The organism is Aquimarina sp. ERC-38, from assembly GCF_026222555.1.
Lineage (GTDB): Bacteria > Bacteroidota > Bacteroidia > Flavobacteriales > Flavobacteriaceae > Aquimarina.
Genome location: NZ_CP098511.1, coordinates 2936028 through 2961215 on the forward strand (window position 1 = coordinate 2936028; position 25188 = coordinate 2961215).

At 35.2% G+C, this 25188-nt stretch carries 22 protein-coding genes; 14 read left to right on the forward strand and 8 right to left on the reverse strand.

Annotation, left to right across the window (positions count from 1 at the left end; translation table 11 throughout):
- Nucleotide 1: 1 nt before the first annotated feature.
- Nucleotides 2-1027 carry a tRNA (adenosine(37)-N6)-threonylcarbamoyltransferase complex transferase subunit TsaD gene (gene tsaD / locus NBT05_RS12190; protein WP_265770127.1) on the reverse strand — a complete coding sequence of 342 codons (1026 nt, stop codon included), beginning with the start codon at nt 1025-1027 and terminating at the stop codon, nt 2-4.
- Between the two features lie 261 nt (nt 1028-1288).
- Here tsaD and NBT05_RS12195 point away from each other — a divergent pair, with 261 nt between their 5' ends.
- The 3 genes from NBT05_RS12195 (at nt 1289) to NBT05_RS12205 (ending at nt 7128) form a co-directional block, all read left to right on the forward strand.
- Nucleotides 1289-5527, forward strand: coding sequence for a translocation/assembly module TamB domain-containing protein (locus NBT05_RS12195; protein ID WP_265770128.1), 4239 nt, complete (start codon nt 1289-1291; stop codon nt 5525-5527).
- A 239-nt stretch (nt 5528-5766) separates the two neighbouring features.
- Nucleotides 5767-6753, forward strand: a complete 987-nt coding sequence (gene pfkA, locus NBT05_RS12200) for a 6-phosphofructokinase (RefSeq protein WP_265770129.1) — start codon at nt 5767-5769, stop codon at nt 6751-6753.
- A gap of 12 nt (nt 6754-6765) precedes the next feature.
- A complete protein-coding gene (locus tag NBT05_RS12205; protein ID WP_265770130.1) occupies nt 6766-7128 on the forward strand; it encodes a methylglyoxal synthase in 363 nt (120 codons plus the stop codon).
- Between the two features lie 2 nt (nt 7129-7130).
- Here the strand turns inward: NBT05_RS12205 and NBT05_RS12210 are convergent, their stop codons facing one another.
- Entirely contained in the window at nt 7131-9314 is a 2184-nt protein-coding gene (locus tag NBT05_RS12210; protein WP_265770131.1) for an ATP-binding protein, read from the reverse strand.
- A 317-nt stretch (nt 9315-9631) separates the two neighbouring features.
- On the opposite strand from NBT05_RS12210, the gene NBT05_RS12215 reads away from it, so the two are divergent.
- The 9 genes from NBT05_RS12215 (at nt 9632) to NBT05_RS12255 (ending at nt 18490) form a co-directional block, all read left to right on the forward strand.
- Nucleotides 9632-10270 (forward strand): peroxiredoxin, encoded by a 639-nt coding sequence (locus tag NBT05_RS12215; protein WP_265770132.1) that lies wholly within the window; start codon nt 9632-9634, stop codon nt 10268-10270.
- A 40-nt stretch (nt 10271-10310) separates the two neighbouring features.
- Nucleotides 10311-10625, forward strand: a complete 315-nt coding sequence (locus NBT05_RS12220) for a thioredoxin family protein (RefSeq protein ID WP_265770133.1) — start codon at nt 10311-10313, stop codon at nt 10623-10625.
- Complete coding sequence (locus NBT05_RS12225; protein ID WP_265770134.1) at nt 10606-10863, forward strand: DUF6952 family protein; 258 nt, start codon at nt 10606-10608, stop codon at nt 10861-10863. Before NBT05_RS12220 ends, NBT05_RS12225 begins: the two co-directional genes overlap by 20 nt.
- Nucleotides 10864-11152: 289 nt before the next feature.
- Entirely contained in the window at nt 11153-11530 is a 378-nt protein-coding gene (locus tag NBT05_RS12230) for a diacylglycerol kinase family protein (protein ID WP_265770135.1), read from the forward strand.
- 466 nt (nt 11531-11996) lie between these two features.
- Entirely contained in the window at nt 11997-14486 is a 2490-nt protein-coding gene (locus NBT05_RS12235; protein ID WP_265770136.1) for a DNA translocase FtsK, read from the forward strand.
- Between the two features lie 9 nt (nt 14487-14495).
- Nucleotides 14496-15137 (forward strand): LolA family protein, encoded by a 642-nt coding sequence (locus NBT05_RS12240; protein WP_265770137.1) that lies wholly within the window; start codon nt 14496-14498, stop codon nt 15135-15137.
- An 84-nt stretch (nt 15138-15221) separates the two neighbouring features.
- Nucleotides 15222-16598 (forward strand): LptF/LptG family permease, encoded by a 1377-nt coding sequence (locus tag NBT05_RS12245; protein ID WP_265770138.1) that lies wholly within the window; start codon nt 15222-15224, stop codon nt 16596-16598.
- 96 nt (nt 16599-16694) lie between these two features.
- Nucleotides 16695-17843 (forward strand): 3,4-dihydroxy-2-butanone-4-phosphate synthase, encoded by a 1149-nt coding sequence (gene ribB / locus NBT05_RS12250; protein WP_265770139.1) that lies wholly within the window; start codon nt 16695-16697, stop codon nt 17841-17843.
- A gap of 77 nt (nt 17844-17920) precedes the next feature.
- Nucleotides 17921-18490 (forward strand): hypothetical protein, encoded by a 570-nt coding sequence (locus tag NBT05_RS12255; protein ID WP_265770140.1) that lies wholly within the window; start codon nt 17921-17923, stop codon nt 18488-18490.
- 144 nt (nt 18491-18634) lie between these two features.
- Here the strand turns inward: NBT05_RS12255 and NBT05_RS12260 are convergent, their stop codons facing one another.
- Nucleotides 18635-19099, reverse strand: a complete 465-nt coding sequence (locus NBT05_RS12260; protein WP_265770141.1) for a hypothetical protein — start codon at nt 19097-19099, stop codon at nt 18635-18637.
- Nucleotides 19100-19572: 473 nt separating this feature from the next.
- The gene (locus NBT05_RS12265) at nt 19573-20202 is read right to left on the reverse strand and encodes an NAD(P)H-dependent oxidoreductase (RefSeq protein WP_265770142.1); all 630 of its coding nucleotides are present in this window, start codon (nt 20200-20202) and stop codon (nt 19573-19575) included.
- 74 nt (nt 20203-20276) lie between these two features.
- Here NBT05_RS12265 and NBT05_RS12270 point away from each other — a divergent pair, with 74 nt between their 5' ends.
- Nucleotides 20277-20669 (forward strand): acyl-CoA thioesterase, encoded by a 393-nt coding sequence (locus NBT05_RS12270; protein ID WP_265770143.1) that lies wholly within the window; start codon nt 20277-20279, stop codon nt 20667-20669.
- On the opposite strand, the gene nhaC is transcribed toward NBT05_RS12270, so the two are convergent.
- The gene (gene nhaC, locus NBT05_RS12275; protein WP_265770144.1) at nt 20666-22162 is read right to left on the reverse strand and encodes a Na+/H+ antiporter NhaC; all 1497 of its coding nucleotides are present in this window, start codon (nt 22160-22162) and stop codon (nt 20666-20668) included. The genes NBT05_RS12270 and nhaC overlap by 4 nt on opposite strands.
- Before the next feature lie 418 nt (nt 22163-22580).
- On the opposite strand from nhaC, the gene NBT05_RS12280 reads away from it, so the two are divergent.
- A complete protein-coding gene (locus NBT05_RS12280; protein WP_265770145.1) occupies nt 22581-23213 on the forward strand; it encodes a CPBP family intramembrane glutamic endopeptidase in 633 nt (210 codons plus the stop codon).
- A gap of 1 nt (nt 23214) precedes the next feature.
- Here the strand turns inward: NBT05_RS12280 and NBT05_RS12285 are convergent, their stop codons facing one another.
- Genes NBT05_RS12285 through NBT05_RS12295 form a run of 3 tightly spaced genes read right to left on the reverse strand, consistent with a single transcriptional unit; the run spans nt 23215 to nt 25102 of the window.
- Nucleotides 23215-23799 carry a non-canonical purine NTP diphosphatase gene (locus tag NBT05_RS12285; RefSeq protein WP_265770146.1) on the reverse strand — a complete coding sequence of 195 codons (585 nt, stop codon included), beginning with the start codon at nt 23797-23799 and terminating at the stop codon, nt 23215-23217.
- A 30-nt stretch (nt 23800-23829) separates the two neighbouring features.
- Nucleotides 23830-24357 (reverse strand): KdsC family phosphatase, encoded by a 528-nt coding sequence (locus NBT05_RS12290; protein WP_265770147.1) that lies wholly within the window; start codon nt 24355-24357, stop codon nt 23830-23832.
- Nucleotides 24341-25102 (reverse strand): Rossmann-like and DUF2520 domain-containing protein, encoded by a 762-nt coding sequence (locus NBT05_RS12295; RefSeq protein WP_265770148.1) that lies wholly within the window; start codon nt 25100-25102, stop codon nt 24341-24343. Before NBT05_RS12295 ends, NBT05_RS12290 begins: the two co-directional genes overlap by 17 nt.
- Nucleotides 25103-25188 lie beyond the last annotated feature (86 nt).

Genomic DNA, 25188 nt, shown 5'->3' on the forward strand with positions numbered 1-25188 from the left:
TTTAAAATGAAACTCGGGCTTTTGCCACGGTGGATAAATCAGAAAATTCTGCATTTTTATATTTTAAATATCCTACGATACCAATCATAGCGGCATTGTCAGTAGTATATTCGAATTTAGGGATATAGGTCGTCCATCCTAGAGTTCCTTCGGTTGCTAATAATGCTTCTCTAATCCCGGAATTTGCTGAGACCCCTCCACCAATAGCAACCCTTGTAATCCCTGTTTGCTTTACTGCCTTTTTTAATTTTTGCATTAAAATGGTTACAATAGTGTATTGAATTGAAGCACAGATATCATTTAAATTTTCTTCAATAAAATTCGTGTTTTCTTTTGTTTTCTTCTGAATGAAGTAAAGAATTCCTGTTTTTAAACCGCTAAAACTAAAATCCAGTCCTTTTACCTTTGGGATAGAAAAGGGGAAAGCAAGCGGGTTTCCTAGGGCAGCATACTTATCAACCAAAGGTCCGCCCGGATAGGGTAGTCCCAGGATTTTTGCACTTTTGTCAAATGCTTCTCCTACGGCATCATCCAGTGTTTGTCCGATTATTTCTATATCAAAGTAATCCTTGACTTTTACAATTTGAGTGTGACCACCACTAATTGTCAATCCTAAAAAGGGAAATTCAGGTTTCTTAGTAGAAGCTCCCTTAATAAAATGAGCTAAGATATGTGCCTGCATATGATGTACTTCAATTAACGGTATCCCTAAGCCTAAAGAAAGAGATTTTGCAAAAGAAGTGCCTACTAATAAAGATCCCATTAAGCCGGGTCCGCTGGTAAAAGCAATCGCACTTAATTGTTCTTTCTTAATTCCTGCTTTTTTTAAAGCCTGGTCGACAACGGGAACAATATTGGATTGATGTGCTCGTGAAGCCAGTTCCGGAACTACCCCTCCGTATTGTTCATGAATCTTTTGGGAGGCAATACTATTAGACAAAACAAGCGTATTTTCCAATACTGCTGCTGCCGTATCATCACAGGAAGATTCAATTGCCAGAATATAGGTTTTTTTTACAGGGTTCATGAGGAAAAGGGCATAGAAATTGTTAATATTGTGTACAAAGTTAAAACATTATAACACATCAAAAAATTTGGGAAAATAATACGTATTCTCTTTCTCACATTAGGGGTACTTTTATTTCTGCTTATTTTACTTTTTTCGATTCCATCCGTACAGACTTACGGAGGTAGTAAAATCACTTCTTTTTTAAATGAAAAATATAATGTTAATATTGGTGTAGAACAGGTAAGCCTTTCTTTTACCGGAGGGGTCGAACTTGAAAATGTGTTAATACGAGACCATCGTCAGGATACACTTATTTTTTCAAAAGTATTAGAAACTTCCATTCTTAATGTCCGGGAAATCGTTCAGGGAAGACCTCTATTAGGAGACGCCGACCTTGAAGATGTAAAAGTATACGTAACTTATTATAAAAATGATGAAACCGATAACCTTAGTTATTTTATCAAACAATTCAGCTCCGGAAGAAAAGCGGCAAAACCATTTTTATTAACTGCAAGTTCGGTAGATTTAAAGAATGGTTTGTTTGTCTATAAAGATTTTAATAAAGCGTCACCGGAAATTGTAAGATTTCGCAATATTGACTTACACTCTCAGGATTTTAAAATTGAAGGGGAAGAAGTTTTTTTACAGGTGGAAGCACTATCTTTTGAAGAATCCAGGGGATTAAGCGTGAATGATTTTAAAACGAAGTATTACTACAGCCCGGAGGCTATGAAGTTTGATCAACTGGTCATGACTTCCAAAGATTCGAAGATTGAAGGAAATTTGGATTTTTCTTACGAAAGGGGAGGCTTAGCTGACTTTAGTAATAAAGTTAACATCTTGTTTGATATTACAAAGGCTACAGTTTCTACTAATGATTTAAAATCCTATTATAAAGAGTTCGGTACTGATGAGGATATCGAAATTAGCAATACCACCTTTACCGGAATTTTAAACGATTTTAAACTCATTGACGCTACTATTAGCGGAATGGACAGGTCTTTAATTAAAGGTAATTTACGTTTTGAGAATTTATTAGACGACCCGAAACATTTTAAACTTACCGGAGATTTTACCAATCTACTTACAAATTACTATGACCTGGTCAATCTGCTACCAGGGTTGTTGGGCCGTTCATTGCCAAAACAATTATATCAGTTAGGAAATGTAAGAGGTACAGGTAACGCCATTATTACCGCCAGAGGCCTGGATGTGGATATGAACTTTTACTCTCGCTTAGGTGCCATAAATGCTTTTGTACTATTAGGAAACCTTGATAATATAAAAGAGGCAACATATACAGGTAATATTATATCCAAACAATTTGATGTGGGTAAAATGTTAGGCAAAGAACGATTAGGACTTGCTGCCTTTGATATCAACGTAGATGGGAACGGTTTTACTTTAGAAAACCTAAATACCCGGGTTGAAGGACGAATTACTAAAATGTACTTCAATGGCTATACTTATCAAAATCTTGAAGTATTAGGTATTTTAAGAGATCCTGTCTTTGACGGAACCCTGGTCGCCGATGACCCTAACGTAAGATTGACTTTTAACGGAGTTGTAGATATTTCAAAAACTATAAACAATTACGATTTTGTGGCAAATGTTGATCACGTTGATCTTAAAAAACTAAACTTTCTATCCCGGGATAGCATTGCCGTCTTCAATGGGGATGTAATTATGAAGATGAAAGGGACTTCAGTGAATAATGCGTACGGAACCATCTCTTTTGAAAAAACACTATTTAGAAATCATAACGGGAGTTATTTTTTTGATGACTTTGAGATAGTTTCTTCTTTTGATGAAGAAAATGTTCGAACAATCACGATGAACAGTCCGGATATAATTGAAGGCACGGTCAGGGGAAAATTTAAGGTAGAAAATGTTTATGACCTGTTTCGAAATTCTATCGGAAGTTTATATACTAACTTTGAAGAGGTAAAAGTAACGGATAATGAGTTTATGGAGTTTAACTTCAATATTTACAATAAAATTGTAGATGTATTTTTCCCGGAAATTCAGTTTGCTCCAAATACCTTTATAAGAGGAAAAGTACAAAGTGATGATTCCGAGTTTAAACTGACTTTTCGTTCCCCTCAAATCAGTGCCTTTGATAATACGATGGACAACATTAATATCCAGGTAGATAATAAAAATCCACTTTTTAACACCTATATTTCTATAGATAGTATTAATACTAAGAATTATGATATTTCAAAATTTAATCTAATCAACGTTACCTTAAATGATACCTTATTTATAAGATCTGAATTTAAAGGTGGTGTGGAAAACAGAGATACCTATAATTTGGAGTTATATCATACCATTAATGAAGAAAATAAGTCCGTAGTCGGATTCAGAAAATCAGATTTGACTTTTAAAGACTATACTTGGTACCTGAATCCTGATAAGCAGAAAGGAACTAACATCATAACCTTTGACAACAACTTTAATAAAGTAATAATCAAAGACATTTTGTTAAGTCATGAAGAAGAAAATATTTTACTTTCCGGTTTTACTAACGGAAAAAATAATAAAAATATTAAAGCCGTATTTGACAATGTAGACTTGCTTAAAATAACACCGGATATTCAAAATTTTAAACTTGATGGAAAAATTCAGGGTAATTTTGATATTCTCCAGGAAGGAGGACAATATTTTCCTACGGCCTCTATAACCGTTAAAAATACTTCGGTAAACAATGTAGCCTACGGAGATTTACAATTTGAAGCTTCAGGAAATGAGTCTTTAACCGCATTCCGGATTAATTCCGGATTAATTAATCCCGAAGGTAAAGAGGTAATTACAGCAGTAGGACAACTAAATAGAAAGGAGGACCAAGTCCTGATGGATATTGATTTGAACATTAACGACGTGAATTTGTCGGGTTTTAGTGATCTAGGGGGTATTGTTTTAGAAAAAATGCGTGGAACCGTTCGGGGGCGGGCCAGGTTACTTGGAGATTACCGCAATCCACAAATGTCAGGAGATTTATACTTACACAACGCCGGTTTAAAAATACCTTATTTAAACGTTGATTTGAATTTAAAATCCGGGTCGAGGGTATGGTTACAAGGGCAACAATTTGTTTTTGATAATATTGACTTTACGGACACGAAATTCAAAACCAAAGGAATATTAGGAGGGGTAATTAACCATACTCAATTTTCAAAATGGGATATGGGATTAACGATTACTGCTCCTGAACGCTTATTAGTGTTAGATACCAAGGAAGAAGAAGAATCCTTGTATTACGGTACTGGATTTATTCGGGGGGATGCTACGATAAAAGGCTTAACCACAGAATTAGTGATAGATGTAAATGCCACTACCCAAAAAGGAACTATCTTCAAAATACCGCTAAACGATACGGAAAGTCTGGGGGAAAACAATTTTATACATTTTTTAAGTCCCGAAGAAAAGAAAGCTCGTCAAGAAGGTACGGAAATATTTATTGAAGAATTAAAAGGACTGGAACTTAATTTTGAACTGGATGTTAATAATGAAGCCGAGGTAGAAGTAGTGGTAGATAAAGATACAGGAAGTTCCTTACGCGGGAGGGGAGCCGGAACCTTACTGATTGAAATTAATACCAATGGTAAATTTAATATGTGGGGGGATTTTATTGCTTATGAAGGAAGTTATAATTTTAGGTATGGAGCTTTTTTAGGAAAAGATTTTACCGTACGCTCCGGAGGTAATATTACCTGGGATGGTAATCCAACCCGGGCTATTCTGGATTTAAGCGCTGTTTATAAAACCGAAGCCAATCCGGCAGTATTACTTGAGAATGCTTCCATCAACCGAAAAATTCCTGTAGAAGTGGTGGTAGACTTAAAAGGAGAATTAATTCAGCCGGACTTACAATTTAATATTGACCTTCCTAACCTAAGTTCAGTAGCAAAAAGTGAATTAGAATATCAATTAGAAGATCAGTCTACAAAAGAATTACAGGCCTTATCTCTCGTTACACAAGGACAATTTTACGGAGGTACATTAGGTTCTTCCCTAATTACCGGAAACCTGGTGGAACGGGCTGCCGGATTAGTTAACGGACTTTTTGCCGGAGATGATGATAAATTTCAGGTAGGACTGAATTATGTTCAGGGCAACCGGGCAGTTGATCAACAAGCTTTTGACCAGTTTGGGGTGACGCTTTCTACTCAAATTAATAATCGTGTTTTAATTAATGGTCGAGTAGGAGTGCCCATCGGCGGTGTAAGTGAATCTATAGTTACCGGTGATGTAGAGGTAGAATATTTGTTTAATGAGCAAGGTAACTTGAGGGGCACTATTTTTAATCGACAGAACGAGATTCAGTACATCGGGGAAGCCCAGGGGTATAAACAAGGTTTGGGATTATCTTATTCGGTAGATTTTAATACGTTTAATGAACTTTGGAAAAGAATTTTCAACAAACCTGTACAGCAGGAAGTTCCGTTGAAGAAAAAAGATAGCATTCCTGTACTAGCTCCGGAATTTATAAACTTTACTGAAGATGATAGTAAGTAGTGAAGTTGAATTTTAGAATTAATAAATACCTGAAAAAATAACAGTTATCTAATGTAATAAAACTAGTAATCCGGCCACTAAACTTTTTATAGGTTTATCTAATAATCCAACTAAAATTAAGAATAAGTCCTTATTAGAACCATCTTAAAGGGCAACGGGATAATAATTAGTTTAAAAATTATTATTAAATAACTTTACAACAATTAACTTTACAAAATACTAACCAGCAGTAAAACTATATGGCAAAAGGAATAAGAAAAATAGGAGTAATGACTTCAGGGGGAGACGCACCAGGTATGAATGCGGCCATACGGGCAGTTGCCAGAGCTTGCTCTTATTATAATGTGGAGTGTATCGGTTTCTATCGGGGCTATCAGGGCATGATCGAGAACGATTATTGCGAGTTAAATGCACGAAGTGTCCGAAATATTATCAGTACTGGGGGTACCATTTTAAAATCAGCACGCTCACAGGATTTCAGAACTAAAGAAGGCCGGAAAAAAGCTGCTGATAATTTAGTTGCCCTTAATGTAGATGCCATGGTTCTAATTGGTGGTGACGGGACTTTTAAAGGGGGAGAGATTTTTAGTAATGAATATGATATACCCGTGATTGGCGTACCCGGAACTATTGATAATGATATTGCTGGAACGCAATTTACCATTGGATATGATACGGCTTTAAATACGGTAGTCGAAGCGATTGACAAAATCAGGGATACCGCCAGTTCTCATGACCGCTTGTTTTTTATTGAAGTAATGGGTCGGGATGCTGGTTTTATTGCTTTAAATACCGGAGTAGGAGCAGGAGCCGAAGAAATTCTCATTCCGGAAGAAAATCTGGGGTTAGACCGGATGCTAGAATCTTTACGAAGAAGTAAGCGTTCCGGAAAGAATTCAAGTATCGTAGTAGTATGTGAAGGCGATAAAATCGGTAAGAATGTATACGAACTTGCTGACTATGTTACTGAAAATCTACCGGATTATGATGTACGGGTAACCGTATTAGGTCATATGCAACGGGGTGGTTCTCCTACTTGTTTTGATCGTACACTGGCAAGCCGACTGTGTGTAAAAGCTGTTGAAATGCTATTAGATGGGGAGCGGGATATTATGGTAGGCTTAATTAATAACCAGGTAGTAGGTACCAGCTTAAAAGAAGGTATAAAATCCGGACACGGTATTAATAAGGAACTACTCCGAATTTCTGATATTTTATCTGTATAACTATACTATATTATGACAATTGCTATTATCGCCCACGACGGTAAAAAAGCCGAAATGGTACAATTCCTAAACGAACATCAGGAAATACTGCAATCAAAAAAAATTGACTTGATTTCTACCGGGACTACCGGTGAAAAGGCAGAACGGGCAGGTTTTCAGGTAAACTCTTTATTATCCGGACCACTTGGGGGAGATGCACAAATTGCCGCCGCCGTAGCAGAAAATAAGGTGGATATGGTGATTTTTTTTAGAGATCCTTTGGCTAAGCATCCGCATGAACCGGATATTTTTATGCTTATGCGATTATGCGATGTATACAATGTACCTTTAGCAACTAATCCGGCAACCGCAGAGTTATTACTAAAAGCTATATAGGTTTATCTTACTTTTTTCACTTGAGAATGAGAGATATTCTTTAAAATGGTTTGGAAAAACTGTTGCGTATCATAAGGTTTGATAATCACATCATTCATTCCTACGGATAAAGCTTGATCTCTGACTTCACCTTCTTCTACCGCAGTTAAAGCAATGATCGGTATATAAGGATTAAAAGTACGAATAACTTTAGTCGCGTCTAACCCGTTCATTTCCGGCATATTAATATCCATAAGAATCAGGTCGTAATCATTTACTCGCACCAGGTCAATAGCATCTGATCCATTGCTTGCCACGTCACAGGTATATTCTTTTTTCTTTAAAATATTTTGAGTTACAATTTGATTGATTTTATTATCGTCAACGATTAAAATATTAAAAGTGGTAGTTCCAATACTTAGGTCTTCTTCCTGTACAATATCTTCATCATAAGTATCACTACTTCCTTTTTTCTTAGCTAATTCGTATACAATGGTAAACGTGAATTCGGCACCTTTACCTTCTTCACTTTCAATTTCAATCTCGCTGTTATGTAAATGAATGAGTTTTTTAACAATAGCTAATCCAAGTCCGGTGCCTTCAAATTCTTGTGTACCGTTTTTGACCTGCGCAAAGTTCTCAAAAATATTTTTTTGTTTATCCTTAGGGATACCAATTCCATCATCTTTTATCACAAACCGTAGCTTGCAATCATGATCCGAACTTGCCAATTGATCGACTTTGATCCAGATATTTCCGTTTTTTGTAAATTTTAAAGAGTTTCCTACCAGGTTAATTAAAATTTGCGATAGTCTGATAGAATCACCGTATAACATCGAAGTAATAGCAGGGTCAATCTGTATATGAAGGTTATTGTTATTGTGTTTTTGTTTGGATTGTAGGGAATTGCTAATACCTTCAATTAAGGTTCGCAGGTCAAACGAAACTTTTTCCAAAGTAACTTCGTTGGTTTCAATTTTACTTAGTTGTAAAACATCATTAATTAGCGCCAGTAAATAATCTCCTGAGAACTTTAAGGACTCCAAGTATTCGTAACGCTTTTTTTCTTCCGGATGTTCCATTAATAAAGAGGTTAATCCAATTACTCCGTAGAGTGGCGTCCTTAATTCATGACTTACGGTCGAAATAAATTGCGATTTTAAGGTAGATACTTGTTCAGCGGTTTCTTTGGCTGCTTTAAGCTCAGCATTCTTCTCAATCAGGTCCTTATTTAATTTTTTCTTTTGTGTATTGTTCTTGTAAGCATTAATTAGAAAAGCTAAAGAAATCAAGATAATGACAACACCAAGAATAATGCTTATATGCCATTTAATTTCCTCTTCGGCTCTTTCGTCTTTTTCAACTTCATTCTGTTTGATCTGCTTTTTAAACTGACCCACCTCAAATTGTATGGTAGCGCGTTGCAGTTCAATCTCTTTCTTTAATTTGGAAGCACGAGTAAAATTACTTTGATATTCCAGTAAGTAGTTATATGCCTGTTCAAATTCATTTTGTTTACTATATAAATCTGATTTCGCTTTGTATGCAGAGGCTAATTCCCAATAGTATGTGTATAATAGTTCGGTACTATTCGCTTTGTTTTTACTTTGGCTTAAAGCCATAGATATACCCTTATCAATATATTTATTGGAACGTTCAAACCTTCTAATACTTAAAAAATATTTTCCTAAAAGAATATTAAGCTTAGTTTGATACAGGATCGGAGAATGCTCATTAATAAGTTCTTTTGCAACCTTCAGGTGTTCGTAAGATTCCAGGTATAGATCCTTAGAAATATAGTAATCTCCTAGATTAAGTAAAGGTTTGACCATACGTGCCGTATCTTCCAAACGTTCAGCAAGTTGATACGCATCAATATAAAATTTAACCCCTTCTCCGCGATGTTCGGGTTTTTTTATAATCAGATTCGCAAGGTTATTATATAAATCGGACTTTAATCCAATATCTTTTACTGTACTTGCATAGGTAATCCCTCTTTTATATTCGGTAATAGCTTTAGTATCTTCTTCATTCAATTCATAGATTTTTGCCAGAATATTTGATATATATCCCAGATTAGAATTGTCATTATGATACAATGCATTTTGGAGAGCAGCTTCTGCGGTTTCTAAAGCACTTTCATACTTATACTCTTTTAGTAAAACTTCAGCTCTTTGAATATAGGTTTGTATACTATCTGCTTCCAAAGAAGTTTGGGCTTGCAATGTAAAAGCACCACAAAAAAGAAGTGGGAGAAAATAATATTTAAAAGTATATATCAATATATGTAAGTACTTAAGACATCACAAATATACAAAATAAAATCATAATTTGAGTAAATCATCGTATATATTTGCAATTGATCTATTTTACTTGTAAGTAAAGTGTGATTTTTGTAAGAATCTTAAGAATCATTGATAAATCCTATGGAAATATAAAATTTTAAAATTTAGAATGTGTTTTACTTATCATAATGTGAATATATTTGCAACTTGAAATTAACACTCTAAAAAATATATACGAAATGACATTAGTTGGTAAAAATTTTCCAAACTTAAGCGTAGATGCAATGGACGAAATGGGGGATACGTTTAAATTAAATGTGTTGGAAGAAGCTAAAAGTAAAGGAAAAAAAATTATACTATTCTGGTACCCAAAGGACTTTACATTTGTGTGTCCTACGGAATTACATGCTTTTCAGGAAGCAGCTGCTGAATTTGATAAGAGAAATACCATAGTAATCGGTGCTTCTTGTGATACGCCGGAGGTACATTTTGCATGGTTAAATACAGCTAAAGATAACGGGGGTATTGAAGGTGTTACCTACCCAATTCTTGCGGACTCTAATCGTAACCTGGCAAATGCCCTGGGAATTTTGGATATTACAAACGAACAATTTGATGAAGAAACCGGCTTTTTAACCGTAGACGGTGATAACGTAACTTATCGTGCTACTTATTTAATTGATGAAGATGGAGTTGTTTTTCACGAGGGAGTAAACCATATGCCGGTAGGTAGAAATGTATCTGAATACTTAAGGTTAATTGATGCATATTCGCATGTTCAAAAGAACGGTGAAGTATGTCCGGCAAACTGGGAAGAAGGTAAAGAAGCTATGTCGGCAAACCGACAGGGAGTTGCTACGTACTTAGCTGCAAACTAAGAACTTTTAAAGAAGTTTAATTAAAAAAACCTAAAATATAATGATTCGGGAATTAGATACGGACAATCTTTCTGAGATTGTTAAAGAGAACGAGAAAGTAGTGGTTCAGTATTCTGCCGGATGGTGTGGTAATTGCAAGATCATGAAACCGAAGTTTAAAAAACTGGCCGGTGAACATGATAAAGTTACTTTTCTGGTAGTGGATGCTGAAAAGAACCCGGAATCCAGAAAGTTAGCTAAAGTAGACAATCTACCTACTTTTGCCACTTTTAAGAACGGTGACTTTTTAAATCAGGTACAGACTAATAAATTTGATGTTTTAAAAGAATTAGTGGATGAGATTACCCATAATTAAACACCTGACTTCATTTGCAGAAATAAATGATGAAGATTATCTAACGGAAACTATTGAAACGCTGGAAGATTTAACGGAACTTTCATCATTAAAAGATGAAGAACTGGATGTGATAGGTGAATTGATTTCTAATATGTACGGAGCCTTAGAAGTAATAAAAATGACTAAAGACGGAACTCCAAAAAAGGAAGCTTTAAATATTTTTATGAAAAGAGTAATGGGATCTATAGATACGTAATTCTTATTATAATTTAATGAAAAAGAAGGAAAAGGGGGCTGTTTAAAAATAGCCCTTTTTCATTTTAGAGAAAAAGCGGCGTATTCAAGGAAGTATAAAACACTTAATTACCGATATAAAGTACTTTTGAACTAAGTCTCACTGGTTTGTAGATAAATAAACCAACAATTTTCTTTGAATCAAATCAGTAGTAAAGATGTATACCAGGATTTAATTACTAACATTTTGCGTCTTGCCGTTCTTTTGTTCTTATATTATTTCTTAGCTTTCCATCGCAAAACCGGGCAGTATGCAAATTATTCAATTTATTAAAGGCAGGTTAAAAGGGGCAGGGTATGCAGCTAAGGGGGCCATTCTATTACTTAAGACAGAACCCAGTATTCAGGTTCAATTTGTGGTCAGTATTGTAGTTACCTTTCTCGGTCTTTATTTTAATATTTCTCGATACGAATGGTTATTTCAAATTTTTGCTATAGGCCTAGTGATGAGTCTTGAAGGGGTTAATACTGCCGTAGAAGGTATTGCCGATTTTATACACCCTGATTTTCATCATAAAATAGGTGTTATTAAAGATGTTGCTGCCGGAGCAGTATGTATCGCAGCTTTAACTGCGACCATTATAGGATTATGGATCTATATACCTTATTTTCTTACGCTAGTAGCATAATAAAACTAATTACCCTATCCCAAGCACTTTCCAAAGGGAGGTAACTAAAAGTCCTTTCCTTTGGAAAGGATTTAGGATAGGATAGATAGCTCTAAATAAAATAATTGGGTTGATTTTAATACACTAAAGCTATGGTAAACTAAAGCCTTAAAATCTGTAAAACAAGCTGACCCCAAACTTTAAAGTATTTGGAAATTACTTTTTAACTTTTTTGAATTTTATTAGTTTTAATTCTTGGTTCTAGAAGCGATGGCGACCTGCCCGTTTGCAGGCGGGTCTTAAATTTTTTCTGGACATTCATAATAATTCTTTTATGAATTTATATTTATTTGGCTATAGTTACAGGAATATCTAGTGTTCCGTATATAAAAACAACAATCCTTACGTTAGGCTATATAGAATTATAAAAAGTTTAATCGAATAGACTTAAAGAGATATTTGTACTTTTGCGACACGATATTTATAAATGGCTAAAAGAAAAACGACAACTAAACCAAAAACGACTACAAAAGCTAAACGTCCCGTGAAGAAAATAAGAGGACTTTCCCGTCAACAGAAAGTTGTTTTGGGGAGTTTTCTGTTTTTTACGGGAGTTGCGTTGTTATTTGCTTTTGTATCTTTCTTTTTTAACTGGCAGTATGATCAGAGCGAAATTTCAAGATTTCCGGAAAGGATTGCCAAGGCAAAAAACTGGTTAAGTATTACGGGTGCAAAGGTGAGTCATTTTTTTATTTTCAGGGGATTTGGGATTTCGGCAATTACAATTCCTTTTTTAATATCCCTTTCAGGTATTTATTTATTTTTTGACCTGACCCGAAAAAAACTGGCTGGTTTTTGGTTTTGGGGACTATTAGTCATGCTTTGGATTTCTGTAGTATTTGGATTTATTCAAAGTGGGGGAGGTTTATTTGCCGGGGTTATCGGTTTTGAAATTAATGATTTTCTACAAGATTATATTGGTTTTATTGGTACCGTGCTACTTCTGGCCTTTCTGGCTATCGTATACGTGGTAGTTCGGTTGGATTATACTCCTGAAAAATTAGCTACTAACCTTAAAAAGACATCTGCCGAAGTTTCCAGAGATTTTAAAAGAGCCGGAAACAAATCCAAAACCTCCGAATTTAAAAAGACAGAGGAAGAAGAAACCTGGATAAAAGATACGTTGCAATCTGAAAAAACATTGAATAGTAGTAAGAAATCTTCGGAATTAATTGTAGAAAATAATTTAGAAGAACCAATTTCTACTAAAACTAAAAATCCACTTTCTTCAGCAAAATCAACGATCAATGAATTTTTTGGTAATCCGGCAAACAGGTCCGAAGAAATCCCTGAAAAATTAGTAATAAAATCAGAGGATGATCCCGAAGATCTGGCAATGGAAGTAGAAACTACGGTGGAAGAAGAGGTAGTCGAAAATACAAGCAATGACTTGGTTAAAAACTTTGGTGAGTTTGACCCTAAACTAGAATTAAGCAACTTTAAATTTCCAACGATTGAGTTGCTAAAAGATTATTCCGTTCAAAACAGAGGTATTACTATTGATCAGGGCGAACTGGAAGAAAATAAAAACCGTATTGTTGATACCCTTAAAAACTATAAAATTGAAATTGCCCAAATTAAGGCTACGGTAGGACCCACGGTAACTTTATATGAAATTGTACCTGAAGCTGGTATCCGGATTTCAAAAATTAAAAACCTTGAAGATGATATTGCTTTGTCTCTTGCAGCCTTAGGAATCCGGATTATTGCCCCAATTCCCGGAAAAGGAACTATTGGGATCGAAGTACCGAACAAAAAATCTACGATCGTATCCATGCGTTCGGTGATCAGTTCACCAAAATTTCAGGGGGCAGAAATGGAATTACCCCTTTCTTTAGGAAAAACCATTTCTAATGAAACTTTTGTAGTTGATTTGGCTAAAATGCCACATTTATTAATGGCTGGAGCTACCGGACAGGGGAAGTCGGTGGGGTTAAACGCGATTTTGACTTCGTTACTGTACAAAAAACATCCAGCAGAGGTCAAATTTGTACTGGTAGACCCTAAAAAAGTAGAACTTACTCTATTTAATAAAATAGAAAGACATTACCTTGCCAAACTTCCCGATACGGAAGAAGCTATTATTACAGATAATAACAAAGTAATTAATACATTGAATTCTTTATGTATCGAGATGGATGCTCGCTACGAATTGTTGAAACAAGCCCTAGTTCGTAATATCAAGGAGTATAATGCCAAATTTAAAGCTCGTAAATTAAATCCTGAAAACGGGCATCAATTTTTACCTTATATCGTACTGGTCGTAGATGAGTTCGCAGATCTAATCATGACCGCCGGAAAAGAAGTAGAAACCCCCATTGCCCGGTTAGCACAGTTAGCCCGAGCCATCGGTATTCATTTAATTATTGCAACGCAACGCCCATCAGTTAATGTAATTACCGGTATGATTAAAGCTAATTTCCCAGCGAGGATCGCTTTTAGAGTAACTTCAAAAATTGATTCAAGAACCATTTTAGACACCGGGGGTGCCGATCAGCTGATAGGTAGAGGTGATATGTTATATACTCAGGGAAACGATTTGATCCGGTTGCAATGTGCCTTTGTAGACACTCCTGAGGTAGAAAGGATTACGGAATATATAGGCAGTCAAAAAGCCTATCCGGACGCACATCAATTACCGGAGTACGTAGGAGAAGATAGTGGCACAAGTCTTGATATAGATAAGTCAGAGAGAGATAAATTGTTTAATGAGGCAGCCGAAGTAATTGTCACAGCACAGCAAGGATCAGCGTCTTTATTACAAAGAAAACTAAAACTAGGCTACAACCGGGCAGGTAGGTTGATTGATCAACTGGAAGCTGCAGGAGTAGTTGGGCCTTTTGAAGGTAGTAAAGCGAGACAAGTACTGGTTCAGGATTTAAATTCATTACAACAATTATTAGATAGTGAACTGTAATTATAAACTATGTATAAGATTAGTACAATATCATTTTTAATTGGAATTCTAAGCTTTTTTCAGGCTCAGGCGCAAGATGCAAAGCAATTATTGAATGAAGTTTCGACCAAAGTAAAGTCATACCATAACATTGTTATTGATTTTAAATATACCCTGAATAATCCTAAAGAAAATGTCAAACAGGAAACTCGTGGTGACGTTACTTTATATGGAGAAAAGTACTGGCTCAGTTTGATGGGTATGGAACAAATGTATGATGGTAGTAAACTGCATGTAATTAGTTCTGAAGATGAAGAAATTAACATTTCATCCGTGAATCCTGAAGAAGAGGGTAGTGTGACCCCTTCTAATATGCTATCCTTTTTTGAAGAAGGATATTCTTATCAAATGGATATTGAACAAAACGTAAACGGAAGAAAGATTCAGTACGTAAAGCTGACACCTATGGATACTAATAGTGAATTAAAACAGATTCTACTGGGTATTGATAAGCAAACAAAGCATATTTATAAGATGATTATGAAGCAAAAAAACGGTACGGATATTACAATGACGGTGAACAGTTTTAAAACCGATCAACCTTTATCCAATACTTTATTTGTTTTTGATGAAACTAAATATGATAATTATTATATTAACCGACTGGATTAATTTAGATAGCTATTTTTGAAAATTTTAGATAAATATATATTAACGTCCTTTTTAAGGACGTTTTTTCCTCTTTTTTTTATCATCATGTTTATTCTGTTATTACAGACCATATGGTTGTTTATATCAGAATTAGCAGGAAAGGACCTGGATGCATCCGTGATCTTTAAATTTCTTATTTATGCTACTCCCAGGTTGATGCCCATGGTTTTGCCCCTGACCATATTGCTTACCTCCATTATGACCTTTGGTAATTTTGCCGAAAACTATGAGTTTGCTGCTATGAAATCTTCAGGTATTAGTTTACAGCGAGCTATGAAATACTTATCCGGTGTCATTGTTTTACTGGCTATTTTTGCCTTTCTATTCTCAAACACGGTGATTCCGGCATCAGAAAGGAGGTTTGTAAACCTTCGTAAAAACCTGGTTAAGGTAAAACCCGCTATGGTCATTACCCCTAATCAGTTTAATGATTTGGGCGATATCAATATTAAAGTCGCCGATAAACACGGGGACAACGATCAATTTTTAACCGATGTGATTATACATCAAAAGGCGGTACTACCTGGTAATTCAAAAGTGATAAAAGCAGATGATGGAGAGTTGATCGGAAATAAAGATTCTGACTTAATTACCTTGGTACTTAATGACGGTAATTACTACGAAGAGGTGCAACAAAATACCCTGAAAAAAAGGGAAAAAGTTCCGTTTGTTAAAACCTATTTTAAAAAATATGTTTTAAATATTGATCTATCCGAATTGAGTAACGTGGATGTTGATCAACAGCAATATAGTAAAGGTTACAATATGTTAAATGTGGTTGGGTTACAAAGTGAAATTGATACTATTTCTAATTTTGTAAACAATGAAGTTGAATACCTGATTGATGATATAGACCGTAGAAACGGGATTATAAATTTAAACCGAAATATGAAGATAGATTCGGTAGAAAAGAGCGTTAGTGATACTGTACATAATATATTTAATGACTTTAGTCATCAAGAAAAAATTCAGGTATATACACAAGCTGGTACCATGGTAGAAAGTATTATTCGAAAGCTTCAAAATACAGAAAACACGGTGAGTCGTAGAAAAAGGGCATTAAATAAATACGAAATGTCGCTACATGATAAATTTGTTTTAGGTGTTTCCTGTATTTTGTTATTTTTTGTAGGAGCACCTTTAGGAGCTATTATTCGGAAAGGAGGAATGGGGTTACCGATTGTGATTGGGGTTTTACTTTTTCTTAGTTTTCATTTTATAGGAATATTTGCTAAAAATGGTGCTGAAGAAGGAGGGATTCCACCTTTTTTGGGTTCGTGGCTTTCTACTTTTATTATATTTCCATTAAGTATATTCCTTACCTATCGAGCCACCACGGATCAAGGTATGTTTAGTCTGGATTACTTAATTCGCCCTATCATCAATTTAATTAAAAAGGAAACCGGTAAAGAAAAAAAGTAATTTTTTCTTATTAGAATTACGTTTAAATAGGGGTGCGTTTTTTTAAATTTTAGCTAAAGTAAGTACCTTTACCACCGAAAACACTATTACGCGCTTATGTCGAATATCCGGGAAAAAATTAAAATAGAACTGCATACAATTGAAGAAGCAATTGAAGATATTCGCAAGGGTAAAGTAATTATTGTAGTTGATGACGAAAATCGAGAAAATGAAGGGGATTTTGTAGCAGCCGCTGAAAAAGTTACCCCTGATATGATCAACTTTATGGCAACCCACGGACGTGGATTGATTTGTACGCCTCTAACTGAACAGCGTTGTGAAGAATTAAAACTTCAAATGATGGTGGCGAACAATACAGATGTCATGGAAACTGCTTTTACCATCTCAGTAGACTTAAAAGGGAAGGGGGTTACCACAGGGATATCAGCTTCTGACCGGGCGCTAACGGTAAAAGCCTTGATCGACAAGCAAACCAAACCTCACGAACTATCCCGTCCCGGACATATTTTTCCTTTAAAAGCAAAAGAAGGGGGTGTTTTAAGGCGTACCGGTCATACTGAAGCCGCTATTGATTTTGCCCGATTGGCAGGTTTACAACCGGCTGGGGTGATCGTCGAAATTATGAATGAGAATGGAACAATGGCTCGTTTGCCTCAACTCATAGAAGTTGCGAACCGTTTTGACCTTAAAATTGTTTCTATTGAAGATTTAGTGGCATATCGAATGCGACATGATTCCTTAATAGAAAAAAAAGAAGATTTCGAAATTGTAAGCCGTTTCGGGAACTTTAGATTACGAGCATATTTACAAACCACAAATAATCAGGTGCATATAGCCCTTACCAAAGGTAGTTGGACAAAAGATGAACCCATCCTTACCCGGATTAATTCTACTTTATTTAATAATGATATTGTCGGTACCTTAACCACTAATGGAGATGAACGTCTGCAAGCTATGTTCAAACGAATTAATGAAGAAGGAAAAGGAGCCATTGTATTTATCAATCAGGAAAACCAGTCGTTTAATGTACTGAATCGGTTAAAAGTGTTGAAAGATTTACAAGATGGAACAACCGTAGCAAAAGCTCCGAAAATGGAGATGGACGTTAAAGATTTTGGTATTGGTGCACAGATTTTACATGATTTAGATATCCATAAATTAAAATTAATTTCCAATTCCATTCAACAAAAAAGAGTTGGAATGCTTGGATATGATTTAGAGATTGTAGAATATGTAAAGTATTAGTAGACCTCATACATTTCTAATTACAAATTAACCTGGTAGTCAAAATTTAGATCACTTTTAGCCTATTTGTTATGTATATGAACTCACCTAAATTTTTATATCATTATTACGAAACAGAAAATGGACCTTTTCGCAATATTACAGAATTAGGACTTGATAAGGCGAAGAATATTCAAAACCAAATTTCCAAAGGTTGGAACAGCAAACGTCCTGATAATTATATAGAATTACGATTTGCTTTAGAAAAAAGAATTAAGGAATTATTTATTGAGAAAGGGGGGAAGCCTCATAGAAAAGACCCGTTTTACTTTACGCTAGGCCCTTGTAGTTGGGCAAAATCCTGGTATGTAAACCCTGGTGTTGTAAAAATTCCGTTAAACGAATTTACATCCGATCAAATTAGCTTTACCTTTCCGGACAGTATGGTTTCCTTTCAATTTTATGATGAACCCAAACTTAAAACTTATAGGAAAGAGTGTAACGGTCAAATTTTTAGAATTGAAGAACTTGAAAAATTAATTAGAGAATACGGATTACCGTCAGATGATCAACTTATCGTTGAAGAAAGTAATAAATATGATAAATACATAGAAGCACAGGTCTGGGATGATACGGTAATTAACAGGTACAAGAATGTAAAAACCTAATTATAGTAGTTATATAAGTGTCGGTAAAAGGAAAGTGTGCGAAACAACATTCTACTTACTCATCTAAGTTAACAAAAAGGCTTGAAATTCCAACTAGGAATTTACGCTGTTATTTCCTTTACACTTTGCCGTAGCACGTTTTTGTCAATTACTTAATTGATTGTTAATTTCAATTACACTCTCAAAGTATTGCTTAATATTAGAATTAGTAGTTTCTTTGATTTCATCAAAAATAAAAGTTTTGGAAATTCCATCTGATTTTAAATGGACGAAATAGTCAAAATCTGCTAATATTTGTTCTGTGATATCATCGTTCGATACTAATAAATTATTTGATATTTGTAGAAGTTGCTTTGCTAATTCAAATTTTTCTATCGATAAAGGTTGGTTTTCAAAAGTAGTATTCTCCCAATTACCAAATTCCCTGTCATTGTTTGAGTCCGTAAATATTCCTTGTTCTGTTAATAAATATAATTTCCGACAGTCACCACCGCATTGACCATATATTTCTCCAAAAATAACTTCCTTTGATTCAGGTTCTTGTTTATCATCCGAACTACAGCCCCAAGCAATTATTACTAGCATTATGATTAATCCTATTTTTTTCATTTGTCTAAGTTTGATTATATATTACAAGATTCTAAATTTCCAGAATGGTTGCGCGTAAATGTGCTACAACTAGATAATAAATAGGATCTAATTCTATAAACTTGTAATTCATTTGAGTTATATATATTACAAAATCCATCTGTTCGAGTGCTTCGACCAATAGAAGAAGTGTATTTCATCTGCATTTGGTAGAGCTATCAAGTCCTTCGACCAGACTTAAGATGTTAAGGGTTTTTGTCAAAAAAGTTGTGTAATCCTGATTTAAAATGAAGGGTTCTATAAATTATTTCTTCATTTCATCGCGATAAACACTCAAATTAACTCCTTTTTCCCATAAAAGAACTACAGATTCTATAATTAATATTGAACTAGGATAAAGTTTTGATGGTTCATAAAATAGCACAATAACTTAGTAACTAAAAAAACTTCTGCCTAGTGCCTTTTGCCTAGTAACTAATAACCGGTACCTAAACTTACATCCAAACCACCGTATCTTCAACCGAACGTCTTACCTTTTTAAATTCAGCAAACATATCATCATGTGCCCGGTATCCTATGGGAAGAGCCAGTACGGATTGTAGATCTAGTTTTTCTAAACCTAAGATTTCATCATACCTTTCTGGTATAAAGCCTTCCATTGGGCAGGAATCAATTTGTTCTACAGCACAAGCTGCTAACAAGTTACCTAAAGCTAAATACGCCTGATTTTTTGCCCAGTTTTGTATTTCCTCTTTAGGTTTAGAAGCAAAAGAAGTAAGTAATTGTTGTTTAAAAGGATTTAAAATATCATCAGAAGTGTTTCGAATAGATTTTACGAGTTTAAAATGCCGTTCAATATATGCACTGTCAATGGTACGTTCTATACAGATTACTAAGATATGAGATGCATCTACCACCTGTTTTTGTCCGTAAGAAGCAGGTAAAAGCGCTTCTTTCTTCTCTTTATTTTGAACAATAATTAATTGTAGCGGTTGTAAACCGTAAGAAGTTGCAGTAAGATTAAAAGATTGGATAAGAATATCAATTTTTTCTTTGGAGACCACTTTTTTTGGATCAAAATTTTTAGTTGCATATCTCCACTGTAAATTCTCAATAAAATCCATTAGCTATATTTTGGCGGCAAAGATATTAGGATTCTCTTACCTTTACCTACATATTTATAACTAATACTTATTGTATGATAAATTCTTCTATCGAAGAGCTTAAAGCCAACTCTGTAACCCGGGTATTTAAAGCTGTATTTCCCAGTACGACAAATCATTATGAAACTTTGTTTGGAGGAACTGCCTTGCAGTGGATGGATGAAGTATCTTTTATCTGTGCCACCCGTTTTAGTAGAAAAAAAGTCGTTACCATATCTACTGGTAATATTGCTTTTGAAAAATCCATACCGGAAGGTACTATTGTAGAATTAGTAGCAGAAGTTGTGGAAGTAGGAAATACCAGCTGTACCGTACAGGTTACCATTTTTAAAGAGGATATGTACAGTTATGAACGTGAAATTGCCGTTACCGGAAAATTTAAGTTTGTAGCAATCAACAATGACAAAAAACCTATACCTGTCATCTAGTTAACCACTGGTTTAACTGTTAATTGTTTGATTTTAATATGAAACGCTGCAAATAATAAGGTCATAAAAGGACTTATCCAATTAAAGAACGCATAAAATCCATAATCTACCACGGGTACTCCCAGTACGCCACTTTGATAGGCGCCACAAGTATTCCAGGGAATTAATACGGAGGTAACAGTTCCGGAATCTTCCAGGGTTCTGCTTAAATTTTCAGGGGCGAGGCCTTTATCGCGATAGGCTTTAGCGTACATTCTGCCTGGAACGACCAGCGCCAGATACTGATCAGAAGCCGTAATATTTAAGGCAAGACAGGTAAATACGGTACTGGCAAATAACCCGAACACCGTATCAAATAAATGGAGAAGTGTTTCACTAATTCGGGCTAAAGCGCCGATAGCATCCATAACTCCACCAAAGATCATTGCACATACGATTAACCAGATGGTTCCTAGCATACCCGCCATACCTCCAGCGGTAAATAAATCATTTAATTCCGCACTACTGGTTTCCACTGCGGTATCCACCGTAATAGCTTTCATTACCCCAATATATGCCGAATTAAAAGTTAAGGTATCTGCTCCGGCAATAGCAAGAACGATATTAGGTTGTGCAATAATAGCAGCAATAGCACCTAATAATGTACCGGCAAGCAGAGCGATGAGCGGAGGTGTTTTTTTTACAATTAAAAAGATAACTAAAACCGGAACTATAAACAACCAGGGTGAAATGGTAAAGGCTCCATCAATTGCTTCTAATTGGCTTTCAATTTGAGGCACGCCCGAAGTGTTTTGAAAAAAACCGAGTATGATAAAAATGATCAAAGTAATAACTACGGTTGGTACTGTAGTTAAGGTCATATACTTGATATGTGAAAATAATTCTCCCCCTGCCATTGCCGGAGCCAAGTTAGTGGTATCCGACAACGGGGACATCTTATCTCCAAAGTATGCCCCGGAAATCACCGCTCCGGCCGTCATTCCCAAAGATATTCCCAAGGTATCCCCAATGCCAATTAAAGCAATACCCACCGTTGCCGAAGTAGTCCAGGAGCTTCCGGTAGCAATAGAAATTATAGCACAAATGATTACACAGGCAGCCAGAAAGATAGTAGGATTTAAAATTTGTAATCCGTAGTAAATCATGGTTGGAATAATACCACTGATGAGCCAGGTTCCAGCAAGAGAACCTACCATTAATAAAATAAGTAGTGCCCCAGTAGTTGATTTGATATTATTGGCAACTTCTTCCATCATCTGTTTGTAGGACACTTTATTATAAAAACCAACAATAGCGGCAATAGCGGCACCAAAAATTAGGATAAATTGGTTACTACCACTTAACGCATCGTCACCAAAGGCAAAGCCTACGTTATAGAATAACATACCTACCAAGGCCAAAATAGGAAGTAGTGCTTCCCAAATAGAAAGTTCTTTATTCTTAATAATTAGTTCTTCTTGATTAGAATTATTTGCAGCGGATTCCTGATTCATATTTTTGATTTGTAAAGTAGTAATGTTACAACATTATCTAATTTTATGCAATTAAAAGGTTCTGACAGAAAATTAGAATAAAAGCTTGTAAATGTGTTCAAATGTTAAAATTAAGTGTATTTTATCGATATTTATTGCTTTTTATCGTGTTAATAAAAATAATGATTTATATTTACACCGTAGAACAAAGCAAAAACATTATTTGACCTACTAAACTATTGCAACAATTATTGAAAGCCCCAAAATAAATTGATAATTGAAATTGTTTTACAATTAACATTTCGCCCCAAACAAAAAAGTTCCATACCCCAAGGAACTTTTTTAGTTTGTGGTAGTTATAATTACTAGAGATATAGCTAATAAAATGTTCTAAATTTTAGTACATTCCAGCTTTATCCAACCTGTCTTTACTAGCTTTATGAATAACTCTTTACCAGCCTATTTGGAACTTATTGGCTTATTTATTTTACTTCCGGTAAGCTTTCTATGGTCTTATCCTATTTATATAAAAATGGTACTTGTCATCATTGGATTATTATATATCATTATACGATTAAAAAGAGCAGGTGCCATACATTTTGATAAAACGGTTTTAAATCAAAACGCTCCATTTTGGAAGCGATTAGGTATACAACTACTTCTATTAATAATAATCACTACCGTATACGTATATATAGAGGCACCGGATAAACTTTTTTCAGTTCCTTTAAAAAAACCGGGCTTATGGTTGGTTATTTTGGCGGTGTATACCTTTCTATCCGTTTGGCCACAAGAAGTGATCTACCGCACTTATTTCTTTAAACGTTTTGAAGTTATTTTTAAAAATAAATGGGTACTTATCCTAGTCAACGGATTGCTTTTTTCATTAGCGCATATCTTCTTTAAGAATGTACTGGTGCTCGTATTGACTTTTATCGGAGGAATTTTATTTGCCTATACCTATTTTACGACCAGATCTACCTTGTTGGTAAGTATTGAACATGCTATCTACGGAAACTGGTTGTTTACCGTGGGAATGGGGGAGATGCTGGCTTTTCCAGGGGCAGAATGAATTATGAAATGGTGTTTTTTATAAATTCAATCAATTGTGTAAAGGCTTTACCCCTGTGACTTATTTTATTTTTTTCCTCTATGCTCAGTTCAGCGAAAGTTTTATCGTAGCCTTCAGGCTGAAAAATAGGATCGTAACCAAATCCCTGGGTACCACTTTTCTTTTGGGTGATTTTTCCATTACAAATCCCCGTAAAGGTATATTGTTTTCCTTGATGTAATAAAACAATACTGGTGACAAACCGTGCCTTTCGATTAGGATGACTCTGCAATTTATGAAGAACTAAATCCATATTTAAGTGAGCGTTACGTTCGGGTCCGGCATATCGAGCCGAATAAACCCCGGGTTCGTTATCCAAAGCTTCGATTTCAAGTCCGGTATCATCCGCAAAACAGTCCAGATTGTATTTTTCTTTAACAAAAGTAGCTTTTAGTAAAGCGTTCCCTTCTAAAGTTGAAGCAGTTTCCGGGATATCTTCATGACATTCGATATCAGTCAGGCTTACCAAATCAATTTCCGGAGGAAGTATGGCTTTTACTTCTTTTACTTTATTGTCATTATGTGTGGCAAAAACTAATCTATTCATTGGTAATCTGGTTTGTGTTATAAACCTATTTTAGGCTTTTTTTGCATCAAAGTCCCGCATCCACTTTCCCTGAACTTTTAAAACCTGTTCAATGACATCGCGAACTGCCCCGTCTCCGCCATTTTTAAAAGAAATATAATTAGATACTTCTCGTACTTCTGCCACAGCGTCCTGCGGACAGGTAGGCAAACCTACTTTTTTCATGACCGGAATGTCCGGAATATCATCACCCATGTACAATACGTTTTCCGGCTGAATAGTATACTTTTCCACATATTCCTTAAACTGATGTATTTTATGGTGGGCTCCTAAAAAAATGTCCGTAATACCCAAAGCAGCAAGGCGGTTCCGAACTCCTTCATTAGTTCCGCCGGAAATAATACACAGGTTATATCCCTGTAAAAGAGCAGTTTTCATAGCATAACCATCTTTAACATTCATGGTGCGTAATAATTCGCCATGACTGTCAATAGTAACCCTTCCATCAGTTAACACACCATCTACATCAAAGATAAAGGTGGTAATATGCTTTAAATATTCTTTATAACTTTTCTCCATAATAATTCTGAATGGCTTCCGTAAGTATTCTATAAATCAATTGCTGGTGCGAAGGTAATAGCTTCAAATGATTTTCTATAGTTTTATTGTCTTTTCTGATAGCAGGACCGGTTTGTGAAGTGCCGGACAAAGTCTTCAACCCATTCTGCATGGTTTTTTTAATTAGCGGAATCAGTAATTCATACGGTACCTGATGTTCTTCACAAATATCATGGCTGATAGTCATCAGGTGATTTACAAAATTGTTACTAAATACTGCAGCAATATGAAGCTGTTTTCGCTGTGCGGAAGACAAATGATAAACCCTTGGTGAAATTTGTAAACTAAGTTTTTTTAAAAGTTGAAATAATGAAGTATTTGAAGCTTCTAAACAAAAGGGAATTTCGCTTGCCTCTACAGTTGCTTCCGAAGAAAAAGTTTGCAACGGGTACCAAACACCCCGATTAGGTTGTTCTTTTAATATATCTATATCCGTCGCACCTGAGGTATGTACCGTACCTACTTCTTTAAAAGGAATTTGACCAGCAACCTCTTCAATTGCCCGATCTGCTACGGCAATGAGATACAGGTCTGCTTCTTTCAATTGATTAGTATTGGATATAATGGTATTTTGGTTTTGTGCTTCGTGTAGTTGTCTTCCTTTTCGGTTATAACATTGTATAATTTCTACCTTAGGAAGTTGTTCTAATTCGCGGTAAAAAAAACGGGCAACCGGTCCCGCTCCTAATATGGATATCCGTATCATTCGGTAAAAATAAGGAACCTTTTAAAATCCATCTTTCTTCTTTTATGCTTAAGTTATTTTAAATGTCTCAACATCTGTTAAAACCG

What these genes read in the sequence shown, in the direction of transcription:
- NBT05_RS12240 (WP_265770137.1), top strand. Translation starts at nt 14,496, where the DNA reads ATGTATAAGATTAGTACAATATCATTTTTAATTGGAATTCTAAGCTTT.
- NBT05_RS12225 (WP_265770134.1), top strand. Translation starts at nt 10,606, where the DNA reads ATGAGATTACCCATAATTAAACACCTGACTTCATTTGCAGAAATAAAT.
- NBT05_RS12265 (WP_265770142.1), bottom strand. Translation starts at nt 20,202, where the DNA reads ATGGATTTTATTGAGAATTTACAGTGGAGATATGCAACTAAAAATTTT.
- NBT05_RS12280 (WP_265770145.1), top strand. Translation starts at nt 22,581, where the DNA reads ATGAATAACTCTTTACCAGCCTATTTGGAACTTATTGGCTTATTTATT.
- tsaD (WP_265770127.1), bottom strand. Translation starts at nt 1,027, where the DNA reads ATGAACCCTGTAAAAAAAACCTATATTCTGGCAATTGAATCTTCCTGT.
- NBT05_RS12285 (WP_265770146.1), bottom strand. Translation starts at nt 23,799, where the DNA reads ATGAATAGATTAGTTTTTGCCACACATAATGACAATAAAGTAAAAGAA.
- NBT05_RS12295 (WP_265770148.1), bottom strand. Translation starts at nt 25,102, where the DNA reads ATGATACGGATATCCATATTAGGAGCGGGACCGGTTGCCCGTTTTTTT.
- NBT05_RS12235 (WP_265770136.1), top strand. Translation starts at nt 11,997, where the DNA reads ATGGCTAAAAGAAAAACGACAACTAAACCAAAAACGACTACAAAAGCT.
- NBT05_RS12205 (WP_265770130.1), top strand. Translation starts at nt 6,766, where the DNA reads ATGACAATTGCTATTATCGCCCACGACGGTAAAAAAGCCGAAATGGTA.
- NBT05_RS12220 (WP_265770133.1), top strand. Translation starts at nt 10,311, where the DNA reads ATGATTCGGGAATTAGATACGGACAATCTTTCTGAGATTGTTAAAGAG.
- NBT05_RS12290 (WP_265770147.1), bottom strand. Translation starts at nt 24,357, where the DNA reads ATGGAGAAAAGTTATAAAGAATATTTAAAGCATATTACCACCTTTATC.
- NBT05_RS12255 (WP_265770140.1), top strand. Translation starts at nt 17,921, where the DNA reads ATGAACTCACCTAAATTTTTATATCATTATTACGAAACAGAAAATGGA.
- NBT05_RS12260 (WP_265770141.1), bottom strand. Translation starts at nt 19,099, where the DNA reads ATGAAAAAAATAGGATTAATCATAATGCTAGTAATAATTGCTTGGGGC.
- pfkA (WP_265770129.1), top strand. Translation starts at nt 5,767, where the DNA reads ATGGCAAAAGGAATAAGAAAAATAGGAGTAATGACTTCAGGGGGAGAC.
- NBT05_RS12245 (WP_265770138.1), top strand. Translation starts at nt 15,222, where the DNA reads ATGTTTATTCTGTTATTACAGACCATATGGTTGTTTATATCAGAATTA.
- ribB (WP_265770139.1), top strand. Translation starts at nt 16,695, where the DNA reads ATGTCGAATATCCGGGAAAAAATTAAAATAGAACTGCATACAATTGAA.
- NBT05_RS12215 (WP_265770132.1), top strand. Translation starts at nt 9,632, where the DNA reads ATGACATTAGTTGGTAAAAATTTTCCAAACTTAAGCGTAGATGCAATG.
- nhaC (WP_265770144.1), bottom strand. Translation starts at nt 22,162, where the DNA reads ATGAATCAGGAATCCGCTGCAAATAATTCTAATCAAGAAGAACTAATT.
- NBT05_RS12230 (WP_265770135.1), top strand. Translation starts at nt 11,153, where the DNA reads ATGCAAATTATTCAATTTATTAAAGGCAGGTTAAAAGGGGCAGGGTAT.
- NBT05_RS12270 (WP_265770143.1), top strand. Translation starts at nt 20,277, where the DNA reads ATGATAAATTCTTCTATCGAAGAGCTTAAAGCCAACTCTGTAACCCGG.